The sequence below is a fragment of the Rhodococcus sp. AC861 genome, from assembly GCF_979256035.1.
In genome coordinates, this window is the sequence record NZ_CEEDMW010000004.1 from 102,068 (window position 1) to 119,864 (window position 17,797).

Here is a 17,797-nt window from a genome sequence, read left to right on the forward strand (position 1 = left end):
GGGTAGAAATCCTCTCCACACGCGCCTGCGAGGTCAGCTGTCGGATTCGGGCTGAGAGGTAGCCCGGCCTCGGTGCGCTCCTGGCTGGAGCGGAGAGGCTTCACCCCTAGGTCGACTGCTCGGGGCCCGGTGGGGCGCCGCGAGAGCCGGCCGGATATCTACGAAGGACGTGTGGGTCCCCCGCCCTCGTCCCTGATCATGTCTGTGAGGGATGTCCGGTACCCGCGGGACGAGGTTTGGCGCGGCGGGCCGAACGTCGGCCGAACTTCCGGCCGAAGGGGACACTATTACGAATCGGGCACAGATGTCACTGTTCGATAACTTCGCCTGGTGTACGCGTCGCGTCGCCGTTGTGACGTGTCGCAACGGGTATCCGCAGCTAGGACGGGGAGGACGTGTTGACTACCGCGTCGTCACCCGTTCGTGACCGCTTCGTTATGTGGCGGAAGTCACATGTGCGCAGGATCACGGCCACCACCACGATCACCACGACGCCGGTGGTCGGATACACCGTCTGAAGTGCGACGGCCTCGAGTCGGTTGGACGGCGGGAGCATGAACGTGCCGATGGCGTAGACGTTGTCGGGTGCCACCCAGAACCATGCGATCTGGGGAACGCTGGCCAGCAACGGCAGCAACCAGGCGACGGGATTGCTCGCCCGGAGAGCGACGTCCATGCACACGATCAGCAGCGGCAGGAGCCACACCCAGTGATGCCCCCACGAGAACGGGGACACCAGAGGTGCCGTCAGCCCGCAGACGATCAGTCCGAGCAGTTGAAGTCCCTTGCGGTGCGCAGCCGCCGCGACGAACAGGCCTGCCACACCGACAGCGCCGGCGATCACGACCCACAGCAGGACCGGCGCTTCGTCGAGGCCGAACCACCGGGGGATCGAGGCGCGCAGAGACTGGTTCGCGCCCGAGCCGATGTCGCCGATCCGGGACGAGTCGGAGATGGCTCCGAACCAGTACGTGACCGCGTCGGAAAAGAGCACGACGAATCCCAGGACGACGCTCACGGCGGCGGTGACTGCTCCGATCAGGAGGGCCTTCCACTGCCGCGTCAACGCGAGATGGATCAGGAACAGGCCCGGAGTCATCTTGATTCCGGTGGCGATGCCGACTCCGATGCCGCGGAGCCTGCTTCCCTCGGGGCGGGTCAGATCCCACAGCACCAGGGCCAGCAGCACCAGATTGATCTGGCCGAGCCAGATCGTCATACGGATCGGCTCGAGCCAGGTGAAGATCACCGACAACGAGAGGCAGACGATGCGCAGGCTGCGGTCGTCGCGAAAGCCGAGGAACAGCCAGCAGGACCGGACGATGAAGTAGAGCAGGACGATGTTGCCCAGCCAGAACAGCAGGTGCGTCGTCGTGGTGGACATCACCCCGAGGGGGGCGAACACGAGAGCCGCGAACGGGGGATAGGTGAAGGGCAGCTCGCCGACGAGATTCCCTGCGTACAGCGGTTCGGGGCCCAGCACCGTGGCGCCGCCCGCGCGGTAGACGAGCGCGTCGATTCCGAACTGGAAGAGGCCGAACTTCGGGACGTCGAACGGGATCAGCCGGTCGTGCGCGAACACCGCGATCGCGGCGCCGAGGACCGTGAGCGCGACGAAGATCCTATGTGATCCGAAGGTGCGGTCGTCGGATTTCCTCAGTATCACGCACAGGATCGTAGACCGAAAGGGAGCCGACAGCCGGTCAGGGCACGCCGAAACGCGACCGCTCGTTACGGTTGGTGGGTTTTCGAGGTGGTCAGTACCGCATCGGTGCGGGCGCTCCGACGACGCCCACCGCGTCCGAATCGACGATGTCCTTGCCCAGCGGCATCAGCGACACCGGAATCATCTTCAGGTTCGCCAGGGCCAGGGGGATGCCGACGATGGTGATCGCCATGGCGATCGCGGTGAGGACGTGCCCGATCGCGAGCCAGATGCCCGCCACGATGATCCAGACGACGTTGCCGATCATCGAACCGAGGCCGGCCGTGGGTTTGTCGACGACGGTCCGACCGAAGGGCCACAGCGCGTAGACGCCGATCCGGAAGGCTGCGATCCCGAACGGGATGGTGACGATCAGGATGCAGCACACGATCCCGGCGAGGAAGTACCCCAGCGCCAGCCACAGGCCGCCGAAAACGAACCAGATGATGTTCAGCAGCAGTCGCATGTGACCAGTATGCCCGGTTCGCCCGCGGTCAGCGCCGGACGCGTCGACCGCTCCGCAAGGCGTGGACGAGGCCCAGCAGGAATCCGAACGGGCACAGCATCGCCGAGAGGTAGAGCCACAGGCCGGGGGGCGTGTCCGACAGGAGCAGCACCAGGAACATGACGACGATCGCGAGCAGACCGAGGCCGAAGCTGATCAACGCAGCAGCGAGCAGAGGCGGCATGGAGGTGCGCGAGGAGTCGGTCACGGTGGCCAGTTTAGTCGGACCGGCGTCGGCGCCGAGAAACTCCGGTGCCCGCACGTTCCGGTGCGGAGTAGCATTTCGAGTTGTCGCGTCCAGAAGCCGACCGAGCAGTGCAGTCGGCGACCCGGGCGCGATTATTCGTGTGAGACGACCAACGGATTGAACGGGTGAGTGCGGTGCCGACCGGCAAGGTGAAGTGGTACGACGTCGACAAGGGTTTCGGCTTCCTGTCGCAGGACGAGGGCGAGGACGTGTACGTGCGCTCGTCCGCGCTCCCTCAGGGTGTCGAGGGCTTGAAGGCGGGCCAGCGCGTCGAGTTCGGCATGGCCGCCGGCCGTCGGGGCCCCCAGGCGCTGAGTCTGACGGTGCTCGAACCGGCGCCGTCCGTCCGTCAGAACACTGCCGCCCGCAAGGAACCCGCTGCGCGCAAGCACACACCTGACGAGCTGCACGGGATGGTCGAGGACATGATCACGCTCCTCGAGGCCACGGTTCAGCCCGACCTCCGCAAGGGCCGTTACCCGGATCGCAAGACCGCGCTGAAGATCTCCGAAGTGGTCCGCGCGGTCGCTCGGGAGCTCGACAGCTAGCTGTCGGTCTCGGGTGTCGTCGCGATCGACCAGATCGCGTGACTGACGATCTCCTCCTGATCGGTGTCGACGTCGATGACGCCCGACGGCAGCCGGATCTCGACGCCGATCAGGGTGAGTCCGTCGTCGTTCACCGCGGGCACCGTCAGGGTGTTGCGGCTGCCCGGTGCGTAGTACTCGTCCGCTTCGACGACGCTGCCGGTGGCCTCGTCGGCGTAGACGCTGGCGAATCCCCAGGGGTTCTCCGAGATGGCGCCCGGCAGTGAGAGCTGCAGCGGGTATCCCTCGCGGACCGGAAGCGACGCGGTAGTGCCCTCGTAGTCGCACAAGGGTTCCTGGACGGGGCAGTACCGGAACGGCTCGACTTCCTCGTACCGTCCGTCGGCGAAGGCGCTGATCCGGGGCGGCTCCTCGGGAGCGCTCAGGATGGCGTTGCCCACCACCAGGACGAAGGCGACGCCGACGACGGCGACCAGCGCCGAGAGTGCGATCAGGGTCCGTCGCGTCACAGAGCTGCATCCTTCGTGGTGGGGGTGTCGACTCTCGGGATCCGGCCGGTCGGGGTGCGCCGTCGACTACCCGCGACCTCCTGTTCGGCTCGGACCGGTCTGTTGCCGCCGAAGCCGGGGAGGAGCGATCCACCCCGGTAGGTCACGAATGTCTGCACCAGGCCGATCGTAAGGATGACCGACACCACCGTGAAACCCAGCCAGTACTCGGTGGGGAGAAGCACTCCCAGAGTTCCGCCGATGACCCAGCTGAGCTGCAACACGGTCTCACTGCGCCCGAAGCCCGACGCGATCGACTCGGGAGGCAGGTCGTTCTGCAGGGACGCATCCAGCGACACCTTGGCCAGCGCACTCGCGCCGGACGCGACCAGAGCGGCCAGGGCGGCTGTCAGCAAGCTGTCGGTGACGGCGGCGACGACGGCTACCGCCGTGACGGCGAAGGTGCTGCGCAGCACCAGCAGGGACGGCCGCCCCAGCGCGATGCGCGCGCCGGCCGCGTTGCCGCCGAAGTTGCCCAGACCGGCGGCCGCGCCCACCAACGCCAACATCAACGCCTGCTGCAGAGGTTCGTGCTCCGTGCGCGACTTGGCGACGAAGGCGACGTAAAGCGTCAGGAAACCGGTGAGGACGCGGATCGTCCCGTTACCCCACAGGCCGGTCAGGACGTCGCGACCGAGGGGCTGGCGGCGCTTGCTCGGCGCGGGGACGACGCCGATCGCATCGGTGGTGGCATCCGCGTGATACCCGAGAGTGGCCGGCACCTCGCCTTCCGTCACCTCGACCCACGACGGGATGCGCATCGACAGGTAGGCGCCGAACAGGGTGACGGCGAACGTGAACCACAGGGCGCCGGCCGATCCCAGCGCGTACGCGATGGCTGCCGCCACGGCGCCGGCGGAGATGGTGCCACCGAGGAGGCCGAAGACGGTGAGGCGGGAATTGACCCGCACCAGGTCGATGTCGGGCGGGAGAACCCTCGGTGTGACAGCGGACTTGAGGACGGAGAACGACTTGCTGAGGACCATCATCCCCAGCGCTGCCGGGTAGAGCAGCCAACTGTCGAAGTTGAAGACCAGCACGACCGCGAGAACCGCGCGCAGAACGAACGACGCGGCCAGTGCGATGCGCCTGCCGTGCTGGAGGCGGTCGAGCATCGGCCCGATCAACGGCGCGATCACCGCGAACGGGGCGATGGTGATGACGAGGTACAGCGCGACCTTGGTCTTGTCCTCACCCGTCGCAGCCGAGAAGAACAACGTGTTCGCCAGCGCGACGGCCATGGCGGCGTCCGAGGCGAAGTTGGCCATCGTCGCGTAGGTCAGGGCGGTCAGGCCGGACTTGTCCGCGCCGTCCGCCGTCGCCGCCCGCCGGAACGTCGCGATGCCCTTGCCGGTGATCTCCCGGCCGCGCATAGCAGCGACACGCGTGACGGTCAGCTTGCGAGGAACGCGGGGGCGCCGGGGTCCGGCGTCCGGGGTCGCAGGTCCCGCTGTCGTCGCGTGCGCATCATGCGCAGCCGAGACGTCGTCGGAGCCGTCGACCGGATGCAGTGGGGGCAGCGGTGATCGCCGTGGGGGGAGTCGCTCGGACGGCGAGTAGTTGTCCCAACCCGGATGGCGCGAATTCTCCGGACCTGTCACCCGTTCATTGTCCCCTACGCGCGGTTGTGCGGTGGACTCACGGCGCATCCGCGTCGCGGGGCACGAACTCCACCTCGAACAGCGTCGGCCACAGCTTCCCCGTCACGAGGAAGCGATCGGTGTCGGGAACGGCGGCGATCCCGTTCAACACGTCGATTCCCGACGTGTCCGCGCCGCTGTCCTCGAGTGCCGCGCGCAGCGGCGACGCGTCGATCACCGCGGTCACCGTTCCGCTCGCAGGGTCGATCCGGACGATCTCGTCGGTCTTCCAGATGTTGGCGTACACACCGTCGGGTGTGCATTCGAGCTCGTTGATCTCCTCGACCGCCTGTCCGTCGTCGCGGACGCGGACGGAGCCGGTGGGCTCGAACGTGACCGGGTCACGGAACGTCAGCGTGTCCGTCCCGTCGCTCATCACCAGCGAGCTGCCGTCGAAGCACAGTCCCCATCCCTCGCCCTCGTAGCTCACGCGCCGGACCTCCTGCAGAGTGTCGGGGTCGCGGGCCACGGCGACACCGTCCTGCCACGTCAGCTGCCACAGGGTGTCCCCGGCGACGGTCAGTCCCTCGCCGAACAGCGGTGCGGGCAGGTCGACGGAGGCCAGCGGCGCGCCGGTCGCGAGGTCGGACGCCGTCACCCTCGATCGGCCGGAGCGCCCGGTGCCCTCGAGCAGCCGATCCCCGTCCACTTCGAGTCCCTGCGTGAAGGCGGACGGATCGTGCGGGCGGGTCGAGACGATCCGCACGTCGAGCGTCGCGTCCGCCGGAGTCGAGACGGCGTCGGGATCACCGGCGCACCCGGCGGCAAGTGCGGCACCGGCGATCAGGGCCGGGAGCAACAGACGGTGGACTGCTCGACCGGGACGCATCGGATCATCCTGTCAGCCCACCCGGCCGAACCGTCGGGCTCCGCGCTGTACGGCCCAGTGGGCGCGCGCAGCGGGGTGATGCTGCAAAATAGAGGTGTGAGTGCCCCTTCCGTGACCGAGATCCGCCCGCTTCTGGCCGGAGCAACCGAGGTGGCGCGTGCCGCCGTCGTCGAAACGGACGAGGGCGCTGTCGGTGACCACCTCGGTGTCGAGGCCGTCGACGACTCTGCCGCGATCCACCGTTTCGCCGCCGACCTGCCCGGTTACCGCGGCTGGCAGTGGGCTGTCGTCGTCGCCGCCCACCCCGGCGCCGAGTCCGTGACCATCAGTGAGCTCGCTCTCCTGCCCGGCCCCGACGCGCTGGTCGCCCCCACCTGGGTCCCCTGGGACGAACGGATTCGTCCCGGCGATCTGGCGCCCGGCGACCTGCTCCCTCCTCGTCACGACGACGTGCGTCTGGTGCCCGGATACCTGGCCACCGGCGATCCCGCGGTCGACGACGTCGCGCTCGAACTCGGCCTGGGCCGCAAGCAGGTCATGAGCCGCGAGGGTCGGCTCGAGGCTGCGGAGCGATGGGCGGAGGGCGACTTCGGTCCCGATGCCCCGATGGCCAAGGCCGCACCCAGCACCTGCGTGACGTGTGGCTTCTACCTGGCTCTGCAGGGCTCGCTCAGTGCGGCGTTCGGTGTCTGCGGCAACGAGTTGGCTGCCGACGGCCGCGTCGTCCACGCGTCCTACGGATGCGGAGCCCATTCGGACACCGAGGGCCCGACGGGTGCAGGTTCGCCCGCCTACGCGGCGTACGACGACGGTGCACTCGAGACCGTCCCCACTCCCGACGCTGCCGAGTCCGACGCGGGGTCGTCGTCGGCGGACTAGCGGACCCGTTCGGGACCGCTGCACTTCGCGAGTCGGTTCTCGCGGCGTGGGAGTCGTCTCCCACCCGCCTGCGTGAGGATGCGGCCACCGAAGCGGACCTGGTGGCCGGCGGGTACCGCGACCGCGTCGTCACGGAGTTGGCGCAGAACGCTGCCGATGCGGCGACTCGTGCGGGAGTCGACGGTCGCCTGTCGATCCGGCACGACGGTACGACGCTCCGTATCGCCAATGTCGGTGCCCCCCTGACAGTCTCGGGTGTGCAGGCGCTCTCGGCGCTGCGTGCGTCGGACAAGGACGGCGGGTCGATCGGCCGATACGGCGTCGGCTTCACGTCCGTCCGGGCGTTGTCCGACCGCGTCGAAATCCGGTCGACGACAGGATCGATCGTGTTCGACGCAGCCCGGACCCGCGCGGAACTTCAGGCGCGAGGTCTGCCCGAGCCGGCGGTGGGCGCGCCCGTGCTGCGACTGCCGTGGCCACTCGACGAGGTACCTGCCGACGGCTGGGACACCGAGATCGTCCTGAACGGAGTCGGTGACGCGGGGGGAGTGGTCGAGGCGGCCGAGCGTGAGGCCGTCGATCTCCTCCTCGAGCTGGATGCGCTGGCCTCGATATCACTGCACGACACCGACATCACGCGATCGACGGCGCCCGGTCCGGGATCGTGGACCGAGGTGCGGATCGGCGCCGACCGGTGGTGGCGCGGCGACGCCCCGAGCGCTCGGTGGTTCCTGCCGCTCGTCGGGGGCGAGCCGTCCCCGGTCCGCCGCGACGTCATGCGCGCCCCGACGAGATCCGACGAGGTGCTGACTCTTCCGCTGCTGGTGGTCGCGGACGTGCCGCTGCAACCGGATCGTCGTCGGGTTCTCCCCGGCGCGGATCTGTCCACGGTGGCCACGGGTTACGGCGACCTGGTAGCCGAACTTCCCGCAGCGGATCGCACTGCAGCGGTGCCGGTTCCGGGTCTGCCGGCGTCCGGCGTCGACGAGGAGCTCCGCGCGGCCGTCATCGACGACCTCGAGGCCACCGCCTGGGTGCCGACAGCCGTCGGAAAGCCTGTCAGGCCCGCCGATGCCGCTGTGCTGGAATCGATCTCGACCGAGTTCGCAGACCTCCTCGCCGACGTCGTGCCGGGACTCGTCGCTGCCGACGCCTCGGATCGATCCGGAACCCGGGCGCTGATCTCGGTCGGAGCCCGACGTCTGGGCCTGGCCGCGGTCGTCGAGGCGTTGTCGGGACTGTCGAAGCCGCCGCAGTGGTGGCGTCGCATCTACGGCGCACTGGCCGACATCGTGCACGACACGGCCGACGTCGACGAGTGCGCGGCACTGCCGGTTCCGCTGACCGACGGCCGAACCGTCACCGGGCCTCGCACCGTGCTGCTGGTGGACGGTGTCGACCTCGGTCCGATCGGCTGGGCACGCGTCGTGCACCCGGACGCGGCGCATCCGCTCCTGCAGCGGCTCGGCGCACAGACCGTGCGGCCGGCCGATCTGCTCGCGGATCCTGCGTTGGCAGCCATGCTCGAGGATCCGGACCACGTCGATGACGACCTCGTGCACCAGGTCCTCACGGTCGCCGGCGCCGTCGGCGGCACCGACACAGCTCCCGGTCTCGGAGCGTTGCCGCTGGCGTCGTCGGACGGCGACGTACGGGCCGCGGACGAATTGGTGCTGCCGGAATCACCGCTGCTCGCGGTGATGGTGTCGGACCACCCGTTCGGTGTGGTGGCCGATTCGGTTGTGCGACAGTACGGTTCCGACGCCATGCGAGTCGTCGGCGTCGGGTGGACGTTCGGAACAGTCGTCGACGACGAGCCGACCGGGCCCGACCACGATCTCGACGACGAGAGCGGGTGGTGGGACAGTGTCACAGGATCGTCCGAGCACTCCGCGGAACCGACGTCCCTGATCGCGGTACGGGACCTCGACCTGGTCGACGAGTCGCAGTGGGCGCAGGCGCTGTCCCTCCTCGTCGATCGCCCCGACACGGCCGCTGCATTGCGTGACCGCGCGGGCTACACACCGTGGTGGCTGCGTCGACACGCACGTCTGCAGGGGACACCGCTGGGGTTGCTGCGACTGCCGGAGGACTCGACGTTCACGGGTTTGCTCGATCCGGTCGATCATCCTCGCGCACCCGAGTTCCGGTCGGCCCTCGCGGGTGTCGACGTCGACGACGCGGACACCGCGACCGACATCCTGACGGCGGCGGCCGATCCCGAGCGGTCGGTGTCACCCGCCGTGGCCGTCACCGTTCACCGCGTGCTCGCCGCCGCCGCCGCGTCCTCTCGGCTGGACGTTCGCGACGTCGACCCGCCCGACGCGGTACGGACGCTGTCGGGGACCGTGGTCGATCCGAGCCGCGTTGTCGTGATCGACCACGCCAAGTGGATCGCGGTGATTCCCCCCGATCGGGCGGTGATGGGGTCGCTCGAGACCGCCGATGCACTCGCCGATCTCCTCGACGTCGAGACCGCGTCGTCGGTGCTGACCGTCGACGTGGTGTCGAGCGGCGTGACCGTCGTCGTGGACGACCACCCGTTGCTGGCCGCGATGCGTGCCGCGGTCACCTGGCCCGTGCCGGATGTCGTCGAACTCCACGATCGGCTGACCGTGCGGTGCGAGGGAATCGTGGCCGTGACGCGCGACGTGCCGTTCTGGATCACCGACGACGGTGTCCTTCATCTGTCGGGGAGCGTGATGTAGGTGGCAGCGTCGGTCGGATGGGGGCCCGATCAGGGGGTGCTCGACTGGATGGTCGATCACCGCGACCCCGTCGTCACGGACATCGTCACGGCCATCACGACGGTCGGGAACACAGGGGGCGTCGCCCTGGCCACGATCGCTGTCGCCGTGTGGTTCGTGACTCGCGGCGCGAAGCCGCACGCGATCGCCCTGGTGGTGACCATGCTCCTCGGGTGGGGGCTGATGAACGCGCTCAAGTACACGTTCCGCAGGGACCGACCTCCGCTTCCCGAGAGGCTCGTCGACATCTCGACGTTCTCGTTCCCGTCGGGTCACGCGATGATGTCGGCGATGTTCGCCGCCGCGGTGGTGTGCGCCCTGATACGGATGGGCCTACCGCGGAAACGAACGAGAGCAGCGGCCGCCGTGGTCACGGCGGCATCGCTGCTCATCGGGTTCTCCCGCGCCTACCTCGGTGCCCACTGGCTCACCGACGTGGTCGCCGGGTGGGCTTTCGGGGCGGGGTTCGGCGCCGCGGGGATCGTGCTTGTGCTGAGGCTGATCAGCGCTCGCGCTGGGCGATGACGAGGAGCTCGTCACGCATCGCGGGGCTGCCGACGTTGTCGGCACGCGCGTAGAGATCGCGCAGGGCCCGAACGTGGCGGCGGCGGTTGAGGAAACTTTCGACGTACTTCACTGGTGTTCACTCCGGACATTGACGCTGAATGGATGTCGTATCTGACATAACCCATCCTCCACGTTACGTTCGTGTTACTCAACCTCGACCGGGGTGAGTTTGCGCACGTCAGAGGCACTTTCGGTGTAGCCCGGGTCACACGTCGGAGGCGTCCGGGGGTGCGACGAGGCCCTTCTGAGCCGTCCGCCGACCACTGCGAGCCGCACGGCGCTGGAGGGCGAAGAGGCCGAACCCCAACGCGCCCAGCACGGTTCCCGCCCAACATGTCGGTGCAGCACCCGACCAGGAGTCGACGACAGTGCACAGGATCGCCGCGACGAGGAAGAGGACCGTTCCGGCCGCGAGCACCGGTGCGGGATCGGTCCATCGCGCCGGAAGTCCGGGCGGGGGAGAGGGAGTCGCATGCTGCTGTGTCGGCACGGCGCTGACGCTACTCGCGGCCGACACGGCGCCGACGCCGGTCGTGCTTTAGTCTCCACCTCATGTCTCGAGCGTTGTCCCGCGCCGGTTCCTTCCGGCGAGTCGATTCGTACTTCAAGATCACCGAACGCGGATCCTCGCTGTCGGCGGAAGTACGCGGCGGTGTCGTCACCTTCGTGGCGATGGCCTACATCGTGGTTCTCAATCCGCTGATCCTCGGCAGCTTCTCGCCCGACGACGCGGCCGCCAAGACCGATGTCCTGGGCGACATCCTGCCGGTGCCCCAGGTCGCCGCCGTGACAGCGCTCGTCGCCGGCGTCATGAGCATCCTGTTCGGCGTGATCGCCAACTACCCGTTCGCCATCGCAGCGGGACTCGGGATCAACACTCTTCTCGCCGTCACCATCGCGCCGCAGGTCACCTGGGCCGAGGCCATGGGCCTGGTCGTCATCGACGGCATCATCATCGTGGTGCTCGCGTTGACGGGATTCCGCACCGCGGTGTTCGAGGCGATACCGAAGGAACTCAAGGCCGCCATCGCGGCCGGAATCGGTGCCTTCATCGCGCTCATCGGGCTCGTCGACGCCGGATTCGTCCGTCGCGTGCCCGACATCGCCGGAACGACGGTGCCCGTCGGCCTGGGTATCGACGGATCCATCGCATCGTGGCCGACGGCGACCTTCGTCTTCGGGTTGCTGCTCATGGGTGTCCTGGTGGCACGTCGGGTTCGCGGCGGCCTGCTCATCGGCATCGTCGTCACCACCGTCGTGGCCGCGATCGTCGAGGCGATCACCGACACCGGTGCGTCGCAAGGCGTCAACCCGAAGGGATGGAACCTCAGCGTCCCCTCTCTGCCGGACGTCGTCGTCGAACTCCCGGACCTCTCCCTCGTCGGCAACGTCGATCTTCTCGGCGCGTTCACGCGCATCGGAGTCCTCGCGGCCAGCCTGCTGGTGTTCACCCTCGTCCTCGCGAACTTCTTCGACGCCATGGGAACGATGACCGGACTGGGCAAGGAAGCGGGTCTCGCCGACAAGGACGGCACCCTTCCCGGCGTCGGAAAAGCGTTGGTGGTGGAGGGTCTCGGAGCCGTGGCGGGCGGCGCGGGCTCGGCGTCGTCGAACACGGTGTTCGTCGAATCCGCCGGCGGCATCGCCGAGGGCGCGCGCACCGGTCTGGCCAACGTGGTCACCGGCGTGCTCTTCCTCGCCGCGATGTTCCTGACTCCGCTGTACTCGGTGGTGCCCATCGAGGCGGCAGCGCCCGCACTGGTCGTCGTCGGAGCGCTGATGATCGGTCAGGTCGCCGACATCGATTTCTCCAAGTTCCATGTCGCACTTCCCGCGTTCCTCACCATCGTCGTCATGCCGTTCACGTATTCCATCGCCAACGGCATCGGCGTCGGTTTCATCACCTGGGTGGTGCTGGCCATCGGTCGCGGCAAGATCCGCAGTGTCCACCCACTTCTCGGCATCGTCGCGCTGCTGTTCGTCGCCTACTTCGCCCTCGGGCCCATCACGGACGCCATCACCTGACGGATCGTCGCAGGATGCGCTGCGGGGCAGCGCGACCGATAGTCGGTTCCACCTGCTCGGATGTCGTATTCTCATGCGATGCCTCAAGAACTGCGCGCGCTGGCCGGCGATCTGTCCCTCGCCGTCGTGCGGATGACACGTCACCTACGAGGCCGTCGCACCAGTCAGGTCACGCTGACCCAGTTGTCGGCACTGGCCACCCTCGCGCGGGACGGGGCCATGACACCCGGCACCCTGGCGGCGCGTGAACGCGTCCAACCGCCGTCGATGACACGCGTCGTCGCATCGCTCGGGGACGTCGGTCTGGTCGAGCGGATGCCGCATCCCACGGACGGCCGACAGATCATCGTCTCGCTGTCCGAGGCGGGGCGGAAGGTCGTCGAGGACGAGGTCAACGCCCGGGAGATGTGGCTGACCGAGCAGCTTCGCGGTCTCGATGCCGAGCAGCTGGCCACGATGAGGCGCGCGGTCGACATCATGTCGGCGATCGTCAACGAATCCGAGTGACACGCACCGGAGTAAATTGATACTTCGTGCAACTACTTCATCGACAGTCGGGCGGTCCGTCGCTCTTCGATGCGCTCCACTCCCGTAATTACCGACTGTGGGCGTCGGGGCAGATCGTCTCCCTGATCGGCACCTGGATGCAGCGGATCGCGCAGGACTGGTTGGTCCTGGAGCTGTCCGGTGGCAACGGTTTCGCCGTGGGCATCGTCATGGCGCTGCAGTTCGGACCCACGCTCGTGCTGTCGGTGTGGGGCGGGGTCCTTGCCGACCGCTACGACAAGCGTCGTCTGCTGATGGCCACCCAGGCTGCTGCGGCGCTCTTCGGACTGGTGCTGGGCCTGCTGGACGTCGGCGGGTTCGTCGAACTCTGGCACGTCTACATCCTCGCGCTGCTGCTGGGATGCTCGTCCGCGATCGACGCTCCGGTGCGACAATCCTTCACCATCGAGATGGTCGGACCGGAACGCCTCCCCAACGCCATCGGGCTGAACTCGATGACCTTCAACCTGGCCCGCATCATCGGGCCGGCCATCGCCGGGGTCGGGATCACCCTGGTGGGTACGGGCTGGGTCTTCCTGGTCAACGCCGCGTCGTTCGTCGCCGTCTTCTTCGCACTGAAGATCATGCGACCCGACGAGTTGTTCCGCGTCGAACGAGCACCGCGTCGGAAAGGTCAGGTGCGGGAGGGATTCCGGTACGTCGCCGGACGGCCCGACCTGTGCGTCATCCTCGGCACGGTGGTGGTCGTCTCGACGTTCGGTATCAACTTCCCGCTCAGTCTGTCGGTCATCGCGCGCAACACCTTCGACAAGGGTGCCGACGCCTACGGTTTGTTGTCGACGGTGCTCGCGGTCGGCACGATGTTCGGTGCGACGTTGGCCGCACGGCGACGCGGGACGCCCGGAATCCGGCTGTTCGTGCTGTCCGCCATCGCCTTCGGCGTCTTCGAGACGCTCGCCGGGCTGATGCCCGCGTTCTGGGCCGTCGCCGTCATGCTGATCCCCGCCGGTGCAGTGCAACTGACCTTCAGCACAGTGGCCATGAACATTCTCCAGGCGTCGGTGCCCTCGGACATGCGCGGACGCGTCATGGGGATCTACATGCTGTGCTTCCTGGGCGGCACACCGCTGGGCAGCCCACTGCTCGGGTGGATCGCCGATGTCGTGGATCCGCGCGCACCGTTGGTGGTGGGCGGCGTCGTCTCACTGCTCGCCGGCCTCGGAGCGGCCCTCGTGGTGCGGCGCACGCACGTGGACCGCATCGACGAGACGGTCGGGGCGAGCGTCTAGAAGTGCCAGCCGATCTGCGGCTGACTCGGCGTACCGAAGACGAGGTCGAACTCGTGCAGCGCCTTCTCCGACGTCGCGGCGACGCGTCCCGCAGCGGCGAACTGACGCGCCCGGTGCGCGCCCAGGTACATGCTGCCGAGCACCGACGACGACACCGTGACGTCCGGATCGGCGTCCGTGCGGGTCACCTCCGCGTGGCCGTCGCGGGAGACGAAGCGGAACGCACCACCGGCGTTCAGGAACGGGTCCTCGACGCCGATGGTGAGATCGGTGTCGATCGCGTACGTGCGCGCGGACAGGGCTGCGGGAACGTCCATGAGTCGGACCCACAGGCCGTCCTTGACACCCGTGACGGCGGGGACACGGCGGTCGGTGAGCAACGTCAGCAGCGGATCGCCGACGGGCAGGGTCACCTCGATGGTCTCCACCAGGTCGATGCCGCACATCACCTGCCACAGGTCCGAGCGCGCCTCGTCCGTCGCGGCGATGATGTCGACGATGCGGGCCTCCTGCGCACCCGCGGTCCCGACGCGGTAGCCGCGGCGGAAGGCGATGTACCCGTCCGGGTGCACGATGAAGAACAGCTTGGAGAAGCCGCCGCGGGAATTCTTGCGGTCGGCGAAGAATCGGTGCCACCGGGTCTGGGGCATCGGTTGGGCACCGGCGGTCTGACGCTGCCAGCGGCTGTAGATGTCGGGCAGCAGTGTGCGGGCCTCCTCCGACGTGACCAGGCGCGCGCCGCGCGGCGGCGGCAACTCCTTGCGGAAGGCCGTGAAGCGGCGGTCGATCGTGTAGTCGACGCCCTGTGTCGCTGCTCCGTACCCGAATCGCTCGTAGATGGTCGCCTCGCTCGCCGTCAGGACGGACAGCGGCTTGCCGGCGGCCTCGAAGCGCTCGTGCTGAGCGGTGAACATGCGGCGGAGGATCCCGCGTCGGCGATGGGTCGGAGCGACCGACACCCAGGACACACCCGTGGCAGGCAGAGTCGCGCCGCCGGGCACCGTCACGTCCATCGGGAAATGCATGGTGACGCCGACAGGGAGGTCCCCGTCGCACGCGAGGTAGATCTCCGACGACGCCGTCAGCAGCTTCGTCTCGGCCATGTCGTCGCTGTTCTGGTGCTCGCCGAACGCATGAGCATCCAGGAGGGCGATGGCGTCCCAGTCGTCCTCGGTGGCGGTGCGGATGGTGATCGTGTCGTCGGTAGTCATCGATGGTGAGCTTATCGGGCCGTACCGTCCTTGCCGACGCGATGTCCGACCCTGCGATGATGGGCCGGTGGTACACGTCGTCGACATCACCGACCCCGAAGATTCCCGACTCGACGATTTCCGGGACTTGAACTCCTCGGATCGCCGCCCCGACCTGCCGGAGGGCAAGGGTCTGGTCATCGCGGAGGGCGTGCTGGTGGTGCAGCGCCTCGTCACCTCACGGTTCGAACCGCACGCATTCCTCGGGGTGGACCGACGGCTCGGCGAGCTCGCCGACGATCTGGTGGACGTCGACGTGCCCTTCTACCGCGCGAGCGCCGAGGTGATGGCCGAGGTCATCGGGTTCCACCTCAACCGAGGTGTGCTCGCGGCAGCGCACCGACCTCCGCCGCTCGACCTCGCGGACGTCGTGGCCGACGCCCGCACCGTCGCCATCCTGGAGGGCGTCAACGACCACGAGAACCTGGGATCGATGTTCCGTAACGCCGCCGGGTTGGGCGCGGACGCGGTGTTGTTCGGGGGAGCGTGCGCCGACCCGCTGTACCGACGCTCGGTGCGCGTGTCGATGGGCCATGTTCTCCGGGTGCCGTTCGCTACCGTCCCCGACTGGCCCCGCGGCCTGTCGGTGCTGCGTGACAACGGGTTCCAGCTGGTGTCCTTGACGCCGAACCCGTCCGCCACACCGCTCGCCGACGCGATGACGGGGGAGAAGGTGGCGCTGCTCCTGGGCGCCGAGGGTCCGGGGCTGACCGAACATGCCATGCGCGCCACCGACGTTCGAGCGCGCATACCCATGGCCCCGGGAACCGATTCGCTGAACGTCGCCACCGCAGCAGCCATGGCGTTCTACGAGCGTGTGCGCCTGGGGTCGAGTCACTGACGGCGTCGGAAAAGCCCGCGCTTCTTCTTCGACTCGTCCGGCCGGTCCGACTCGACGGGTGGCCGTGAGTCGGGAGGGGGAGCCGCGTTCGGATCTCGCATCGAGAAGTCGCACAACAGAACCGACGCCGGATCGGTGTCGCCGTCCCGTGCACCGCCGATCATGCGCACGCCCAGCCAGTGGGCACTCGCGGCGTCGGCGAATTCCTGCGGGTGGAACGGCAGCGCCTGCGGATCGGGATAATTCTCCCCGTCGAACTGCAGCGGATGCTCGCCCGACCAGAACGGCCGCTCCCACGGGAAGGGCAGACCCTCGTCCTCGTGGATGTAGGTCGGGCCGGCGCTGAACGAGCGCTTCAGGTTCCCGGAGTCCCACTCCGCGAACGCACCCCACGCATGTTCACGTTCGGACGCGACCAGGAGGGTGTGCTTCGCGGCCACCAGCGTGGTCCAGTTCTCCGCGAGGGTGGACGGCCGGACCGCCGCGGGCTCGGACGCACAGACGACGGTGATGCCGGGGTAGCAGCCGATCAGCACACGGTCGGGTTCGGCGGCGACGGCGAACGCCGTCAGCGGAGCCATGCCGACGAGGGTCGGTTCCAGACCGGGGTGGAGCTTTCTGGCGAGAGCCGACGCGGCGTCGACATCGGACTGGACTCCGGACCGCAACACGGCCACCGGATCCGGTGCATCGACGAACCACAACGCTGCTGTACCCACCCCCACCGGGCGCCCCTCTCTCGTCGTCCGGTTCCAGACGGTCACTGTCGTGGTCGAACTGCCCTATCGGCCGTTGCTGCGAACTCCCAGCAAGACATCCTCCCACGACGGCATGGCGGGCTTGCCCCGTTTGTCCTTCGTGCTGGGATGCGACGGTGCGGGCTTCGGCTGGACGGTCTCGGTGTCGGTCGGTGCCTCGTCGGTCGGCGTCTCCGGGGCCTCGGCCGCGGGCTGCTCGTTGTCGGATTCGACGCCGTAGTAGTCGTCCAGAGTCTGCTGTGACGGCGCGTCCTGATCCGCCGCGACCGCGACGGGAGCGAGACCGCGCAGCTGCCGACCGAAGTCCGGGTCGATCAGTTCCGACGCCGCATCGTCCAGCGGAGTGACGCTGCCACCGTGCGCATCCGGCTGGAAACGCCAGTGCGCGGTGTTCGTCGTGCGACCCGCAGGCCAGGTCAGCTGGGCGATCCAGTGGTTGTCCTCGTCGCGCCAGGCATCCCACTCGGCGAGGTCCATCGAATGGCCGCGGCCGCGGAACGCCAGGCCCACGATCTCCACGAGCGTCAGGACGGCGGGACCGTCGGCACGCAGGGGGTGGCCCTGCTGCGCCAGTTCGGCAGCGCGAGAACGCTCCAGCAACACGGGGTGGGCGTAGCGCTCCACCTTGCTCGCCGGCATTCCCGACTCCTTGGCCACCTGCTCGATGGAGGCGCCGGATCGGATACGCGCCTGAATTTCGCGCGGTCGCATCAGAGAGTCCATCTCGATCTCGATCTGTCCGAGTCGCGCGACGTCGCCACGGGCGGCGGCACGCAACTTCTCGTCGGCCGGCAGACGGAACTTCTCGCCGGAGGAATCGGCACAGACGATGTTCTTACCGTCGGACGCCAGGCCGATCACGTGGATCTCTCGCACGATCACTCCTTTGCGTCGCGAAGGGCTCCGGCTCCC

Annotated in this window: 19 protein-coding genes and 1 riboswitch; of the genes, 8 read left to right on the forward strand and 11 right to left on the reverse strand. The window is 68.3% G+C overall.

The window, feature by feature from the left end; genetic code table 11:
- Nucleotides 1–6: 6 nt before the first annotated feature.
- Nucleotides 7–213, reverse strand: a riboswitch (cyclic di-AMP (ydaO/yuaA leader).
- Between the two features lie 166 nt (nucleotides 214–379).
- The 3 genes from AC0IX4_RS13930 to AC0IX4_RS13940 form a co-directional block, all read right to left on the reverse strand.
- Nucleotides 380–1,666, reverse strand: coding sequence for a glycosyltransferase 87 family protein (locus tag AC0IX4_RS13930; protein ID WP_471829450.1), 1,287 nt, complete (start codon nucleotides 1,664–1,666; stop codon nucleotides 380–382).
- Between the two features lie 91 nt (nucleotides 1,667–1,757).
- A complete protein-coding gene (locus AC0IX4_RS13935) occupies nucleotides 1,758–2,171 on the reverse strand; it encodes a YccF domain-containing protein (protein ID WP_056070333.1) in 414 nt (137 codons plus the stop codon).
- Between the two features lie 28 nt (nucleotides 2,172–2,199).
- Entirely contained in the window at nucleotides 2,200–2,418 is a 219-nt protein-coding gene (locus tag AC0IX4_RS13940) for a hypothetical protein (RefSeq protein ID WP_442970471.1), read from the reverse strand.
- A gap of 173 nt (nucleotides 2,419–2,591) precedes the next feature.
- On the opposite strand from AC0IX4_RS13940, the gene AC0IX4_RS13945 reads away from it, so the two are divergent.
- Nucleotides 2,592–3,005 carry a cold-shock protein gene (locus AC0IX4_RS13945; RefSeq protein ID WP_471829922.1) on the forward strand — a complete coding sequence of 138 codons (414 nt, stop codon included), beginning with the start codon at nucleotides 2,592–2,594 and terminating at the stop codon, nucleotides 3,003–3,005.
- Here the strand turns inward: AC0IX4_RS13945 and AC0IX4_RS13950 are convergent.
- Genes AC0IX4_RS13950 through AC0IX4_RS13960 form a run of 3 tightly spaced genes read right to left on the reverse strand, consistent with a single transcriptional unit; the run spans nucleotide 3,002 to nucleotide 6,022 of the window.
- Nucleotides 3,002–3,514, reverse strand: a complete 513-nt coding sequence (locus tag AC0IX4_RS13950) for a DUF2771 domain-containing protein (RefSeq protein ID WP_471829452.1) — start codon at nucleotides 3,512–3,514, stop codon at nucleotides 3,002–3,004. The genes AC0IX4_RS13945 and AC0IX4_RS13950 overlap by 4 nt on opposite strands.
- The gene (locus AC0IX4_RS13955; protein WP_471829454.1) at nucleotides 3,511–5,202 is read right to left on the reverse strand and encodes an MFS transporter; all 1,692 of its coding nucleotides are present in this window, start codon (nucleotides 5,200–5,202) and stop codon (nucleotides 3,511–3,513) included. Before AC0IX4_RS13955 ends, AC0IX4_RS13950 begins: the two co-directional genes overlap by 4 nt.
- A complete protein-coding gene (locus tag AC0IX4_RS13960; RefSeq protein ID WP_471829456.1) occupies nucleotides 5,192–6,022 on the reverse strand; it encodes a glutaminyl-peptide cyclotransferase in 831 nt (276 codons plus the stop codon). Before AC0IX4_RS13960 ends, AC0IX4_RS13955 begins: the two co-directional genes overlap by 11 nt.
- 78 nt (nucleotides 6,023–6,100) lie before the next feature.
- Between AC0IX4_RS13960 and AC0IX4_RS13965 the strand changes: the two genes are divergently transcribed.
- The 3 genes from AC0IX4_RS13965 (at nucleotide 6,101) to AC0IX4_RS13975 (ending at nucleotide 10,173) form a co-directional block, all read left to right on the forward strand.
- A complete protein-coding gene (locus tag AC0IX4_RS13965; RefSeq protein WP_471829457.1) occupies nucleotides 6,101–6,901 on the forward strand; it encodes a DUF3027 domain-containing protein in 801 nt (266 codons plus the stop codon).
- A 101-nt stretch (nucleotides 6,902–7,002) separates the two neighbouring features.
- On the forward strand, nucleotides 7,003–9,609 hold the full coding sequence (locus AC0IX4_RS13970; protein WP_471829459.1) for a sacsin N-terminal ATP-binding-like domain-containing protein: 2,607 nt from the start codon (nucleotides 7,003–7,005) through the stop codon (nucleotides 9,607–9,609).
- The gene (locus AC0IX4_RS13975) at nucleotides 9,610–10,173 is read left to right on the forward strand and encodes a phosphatase PAP2 family protein (RefSeq protein ID WP_471829460.1); all 564 of its coding nucleotides are present in this window, start codon (nucleotides 9,610–9,612) and stop codon (nucleotides 10,171–10,173) included.
- Here AC0IX4_RS13975 and AC0IX4_RS13980 read toward each other — a convergent pair.
- Together AC0IX4_RS13980 and AC0IX4_RS13985 are read right to left on the reverse strand one after the other, a co-directional pair.
- Nucleotides 10,151–10,285 carry a hypothetical protein gene (locus tag AC0IX4_RS13980; RefSeq protein ID WP_471829461.1) on the reverse strand — a complete coding sequence of 45 codons (135 nt, stop codon included), beginning with the start codon at nucleotides 10,283–10,285 and terminating at the stop codon, nucleotides 10,151–10,153. The genes AC0IX4_RS13975 and AC0IX4_RS13980 overlap by 23 nt on opposite strands.
- A gap of 135 nt (nucleotides 10,286–10,420) precedes the next feature.
- Nucleotides 10,421–10,705: a DUF2530 domain-containing protein gene (locus AC0IX4_RS13985; RefSeq protein WP_056072668.1), complete on the reverse strand. Its 285-nt coding sequence runs from the start codon at nucleotides 10,703–10,705 to the stop codon at nucleotides 10,421–10,423.
- A 62-nt stretch (nucleotides 10,706–10,767) separates the two neighbouring features.
- Here AC0IX4_RS13985 and AC0IX4_RS13990 point away from each other — a divergent pair, with 62 nt between their 5' ends.
- The 3 genes from AC0IX4_RS13990 (at nucleotide 10,768) to AC0IX4_RS14000 (ending at nucleotide 14,036) form a co-directional block, all read left to right on the forward strand.
- Nucleotides 10,768–12,240, forward strand: a complete 1,473-nt coding sequence (locus tag AC0IX4_RS13990) for an NCS2 family permease (protein ID WP_042573840.1) — start codon at nucleotides 10,768–10,770, stop codon at nucleotides 12,238–12,240.
- Nucleotides 12,241–12,318: 78 nt separating this feature from the next.
- Nucleotides 12,319–12,747 (forward strand): MarR family winged helix-turn-helix transcriptional regulator, encoded by a 429-nt coding sequence (locus AC0IX4_RS13995; protein WP_042573839.1) that lies wholly within the window; start codon nucleotides 12,319–12,321, stop codon nucleotides 12,745–12,747.
- A 26-nt stretch (nucleotides 12,748–12,773) separates the two neighbouring features.
- A complete protein-coding gene (locus AC0IX4_RS14000; protein ID WP_471829463.1) occupies nucleotides 12,774–14,036 on the forward strand; it encodes an MFS transporter in 1,263 nt (420 codons plus the stop codon).
- Here AC0IX4_RS14000 and AC0IX4_RS14005 read toward each other — a convergent pair.
- Nucleotides 14,033–15,247 (reverse strand): GNAT family N-acetyltransferase, encoded by a 1,215-nt coding sequence (locus AC0IX4_RS14005; protein WP_471829464.1) that lies wholly within the window; start codon nucleotides 15,245–15,247, stop codon nucleotides 14,033–14,035. The genes AC0IX4_RS14000 and AC0IX4_RS14005 overlap by 4 nt on opposite strands.
- 67 nt (nucleotides 15,248–15,314) lie before the next feature.
- On the opposite strand from AC0IX4_RS14005, the gene AC0IX4_RS14010 reads away from it, so the two are divergent.
- On the forward strand, nucleotides 15,315–16,127 hold the full coding sequence (locus tag AC0IX4_RS14010; protein WP_471829465.1) for a TrmH family RNA methyltransferase: 813 nt from the start codon (nucleotides 15,315–15,317) through the stop codon (nucleotides 16,125–16,127).
- On the opposite strand, the gene AC0IX4_RS14015 is transcribed toward AC0IX4_RS14010, so the two are convergent.
- Both AC0IX4_RS14015 and sepH read right to left on the reverse strand, forming a co-directional pair.
- Nucleotides 16,121–16,852 carry a DUF6928 family protein gene (locus AC0IX4_RS14015; RefSeq protein WP_471829466.1) on the reverse strand — a complete coding sequence of 244 codons (732 nt, stop codon included), beginning with the start codon at nucleotides 16,850–16,852 and terminating at the stop codon, nucleotides 16,121–16,123. The genes AC0IX4_RS14010 and AC0IX4_RS14015 overlap by 7 nt on opposite strands.
- Nucleotides 16,853–16,909: 57 nt before the next feature.
- A complete protein-coding gene (gene sepH / locus AC0IX4_RS14020) occupies nucleotides 16,910–17,761 on the reverse strand; it encodes a septation protein SepH (protein ID WP_042575903.1) in 852 nt (283 codons plus the stop codon).
- Nucleotides 17,762–17,797: the final 36 nt, after the last annotated feature.

Bases quoted from the DNA above. Each gene is read 5' to 3' on its own strand.
- AC0IX4_RS13990 (WP_042573840.1), top strand. From the start codon at position 10,768: ATGTCTCGAGCGTTGTCCCGCGCCGGTTCCTTCCGGCGAGTCGATTCG.
- AC0IX4_RS13955 (WP_471829454.1), bottom strand. From the start codon at position 5,202: ATGCGCCGTGAGTCCACCGCACAACCGCGCGTAGGGGACAATGAACGG.
- AC0IX4_RS14005 (WP_471829464.1), bottom strand. From the start codon at position 15,247: ATGACTACCGACGACACGATCACCATCCGCACCGCCACCGAGGACGAC.
- AC0IX4_RS13965 (WP_471829457.1), top strand. From the start codon at position 6,101: ATGCTGCAAAATAGAGGTGTGAGTGCCCCTTCCGTGACCGAGATCCGC.
- AC0IX4_RS13935 (WP_056070333.1), bottom strand. From the start codon at position 2,171: ATGCGACTGCTGCTGAACATCATCTGGTTCGTTTTCGGCGGCCTGTGG.
- AC0IX4_RS13960 (WP_471829456.1), bottom strand. From the start codon at position 6,022: ATGCGTCCCGGTCGAGCAGTCCACCGTCTGTTGCTCCCGGCCCTGATC.
- AC0IX4_RS13995 (WP_042573839.1), top strand. From the start codon at position 12,319: ATGCCTCAAGAACTGCGCGCGCTGGCCGGCGATCTGTCCCTCGCCGTC.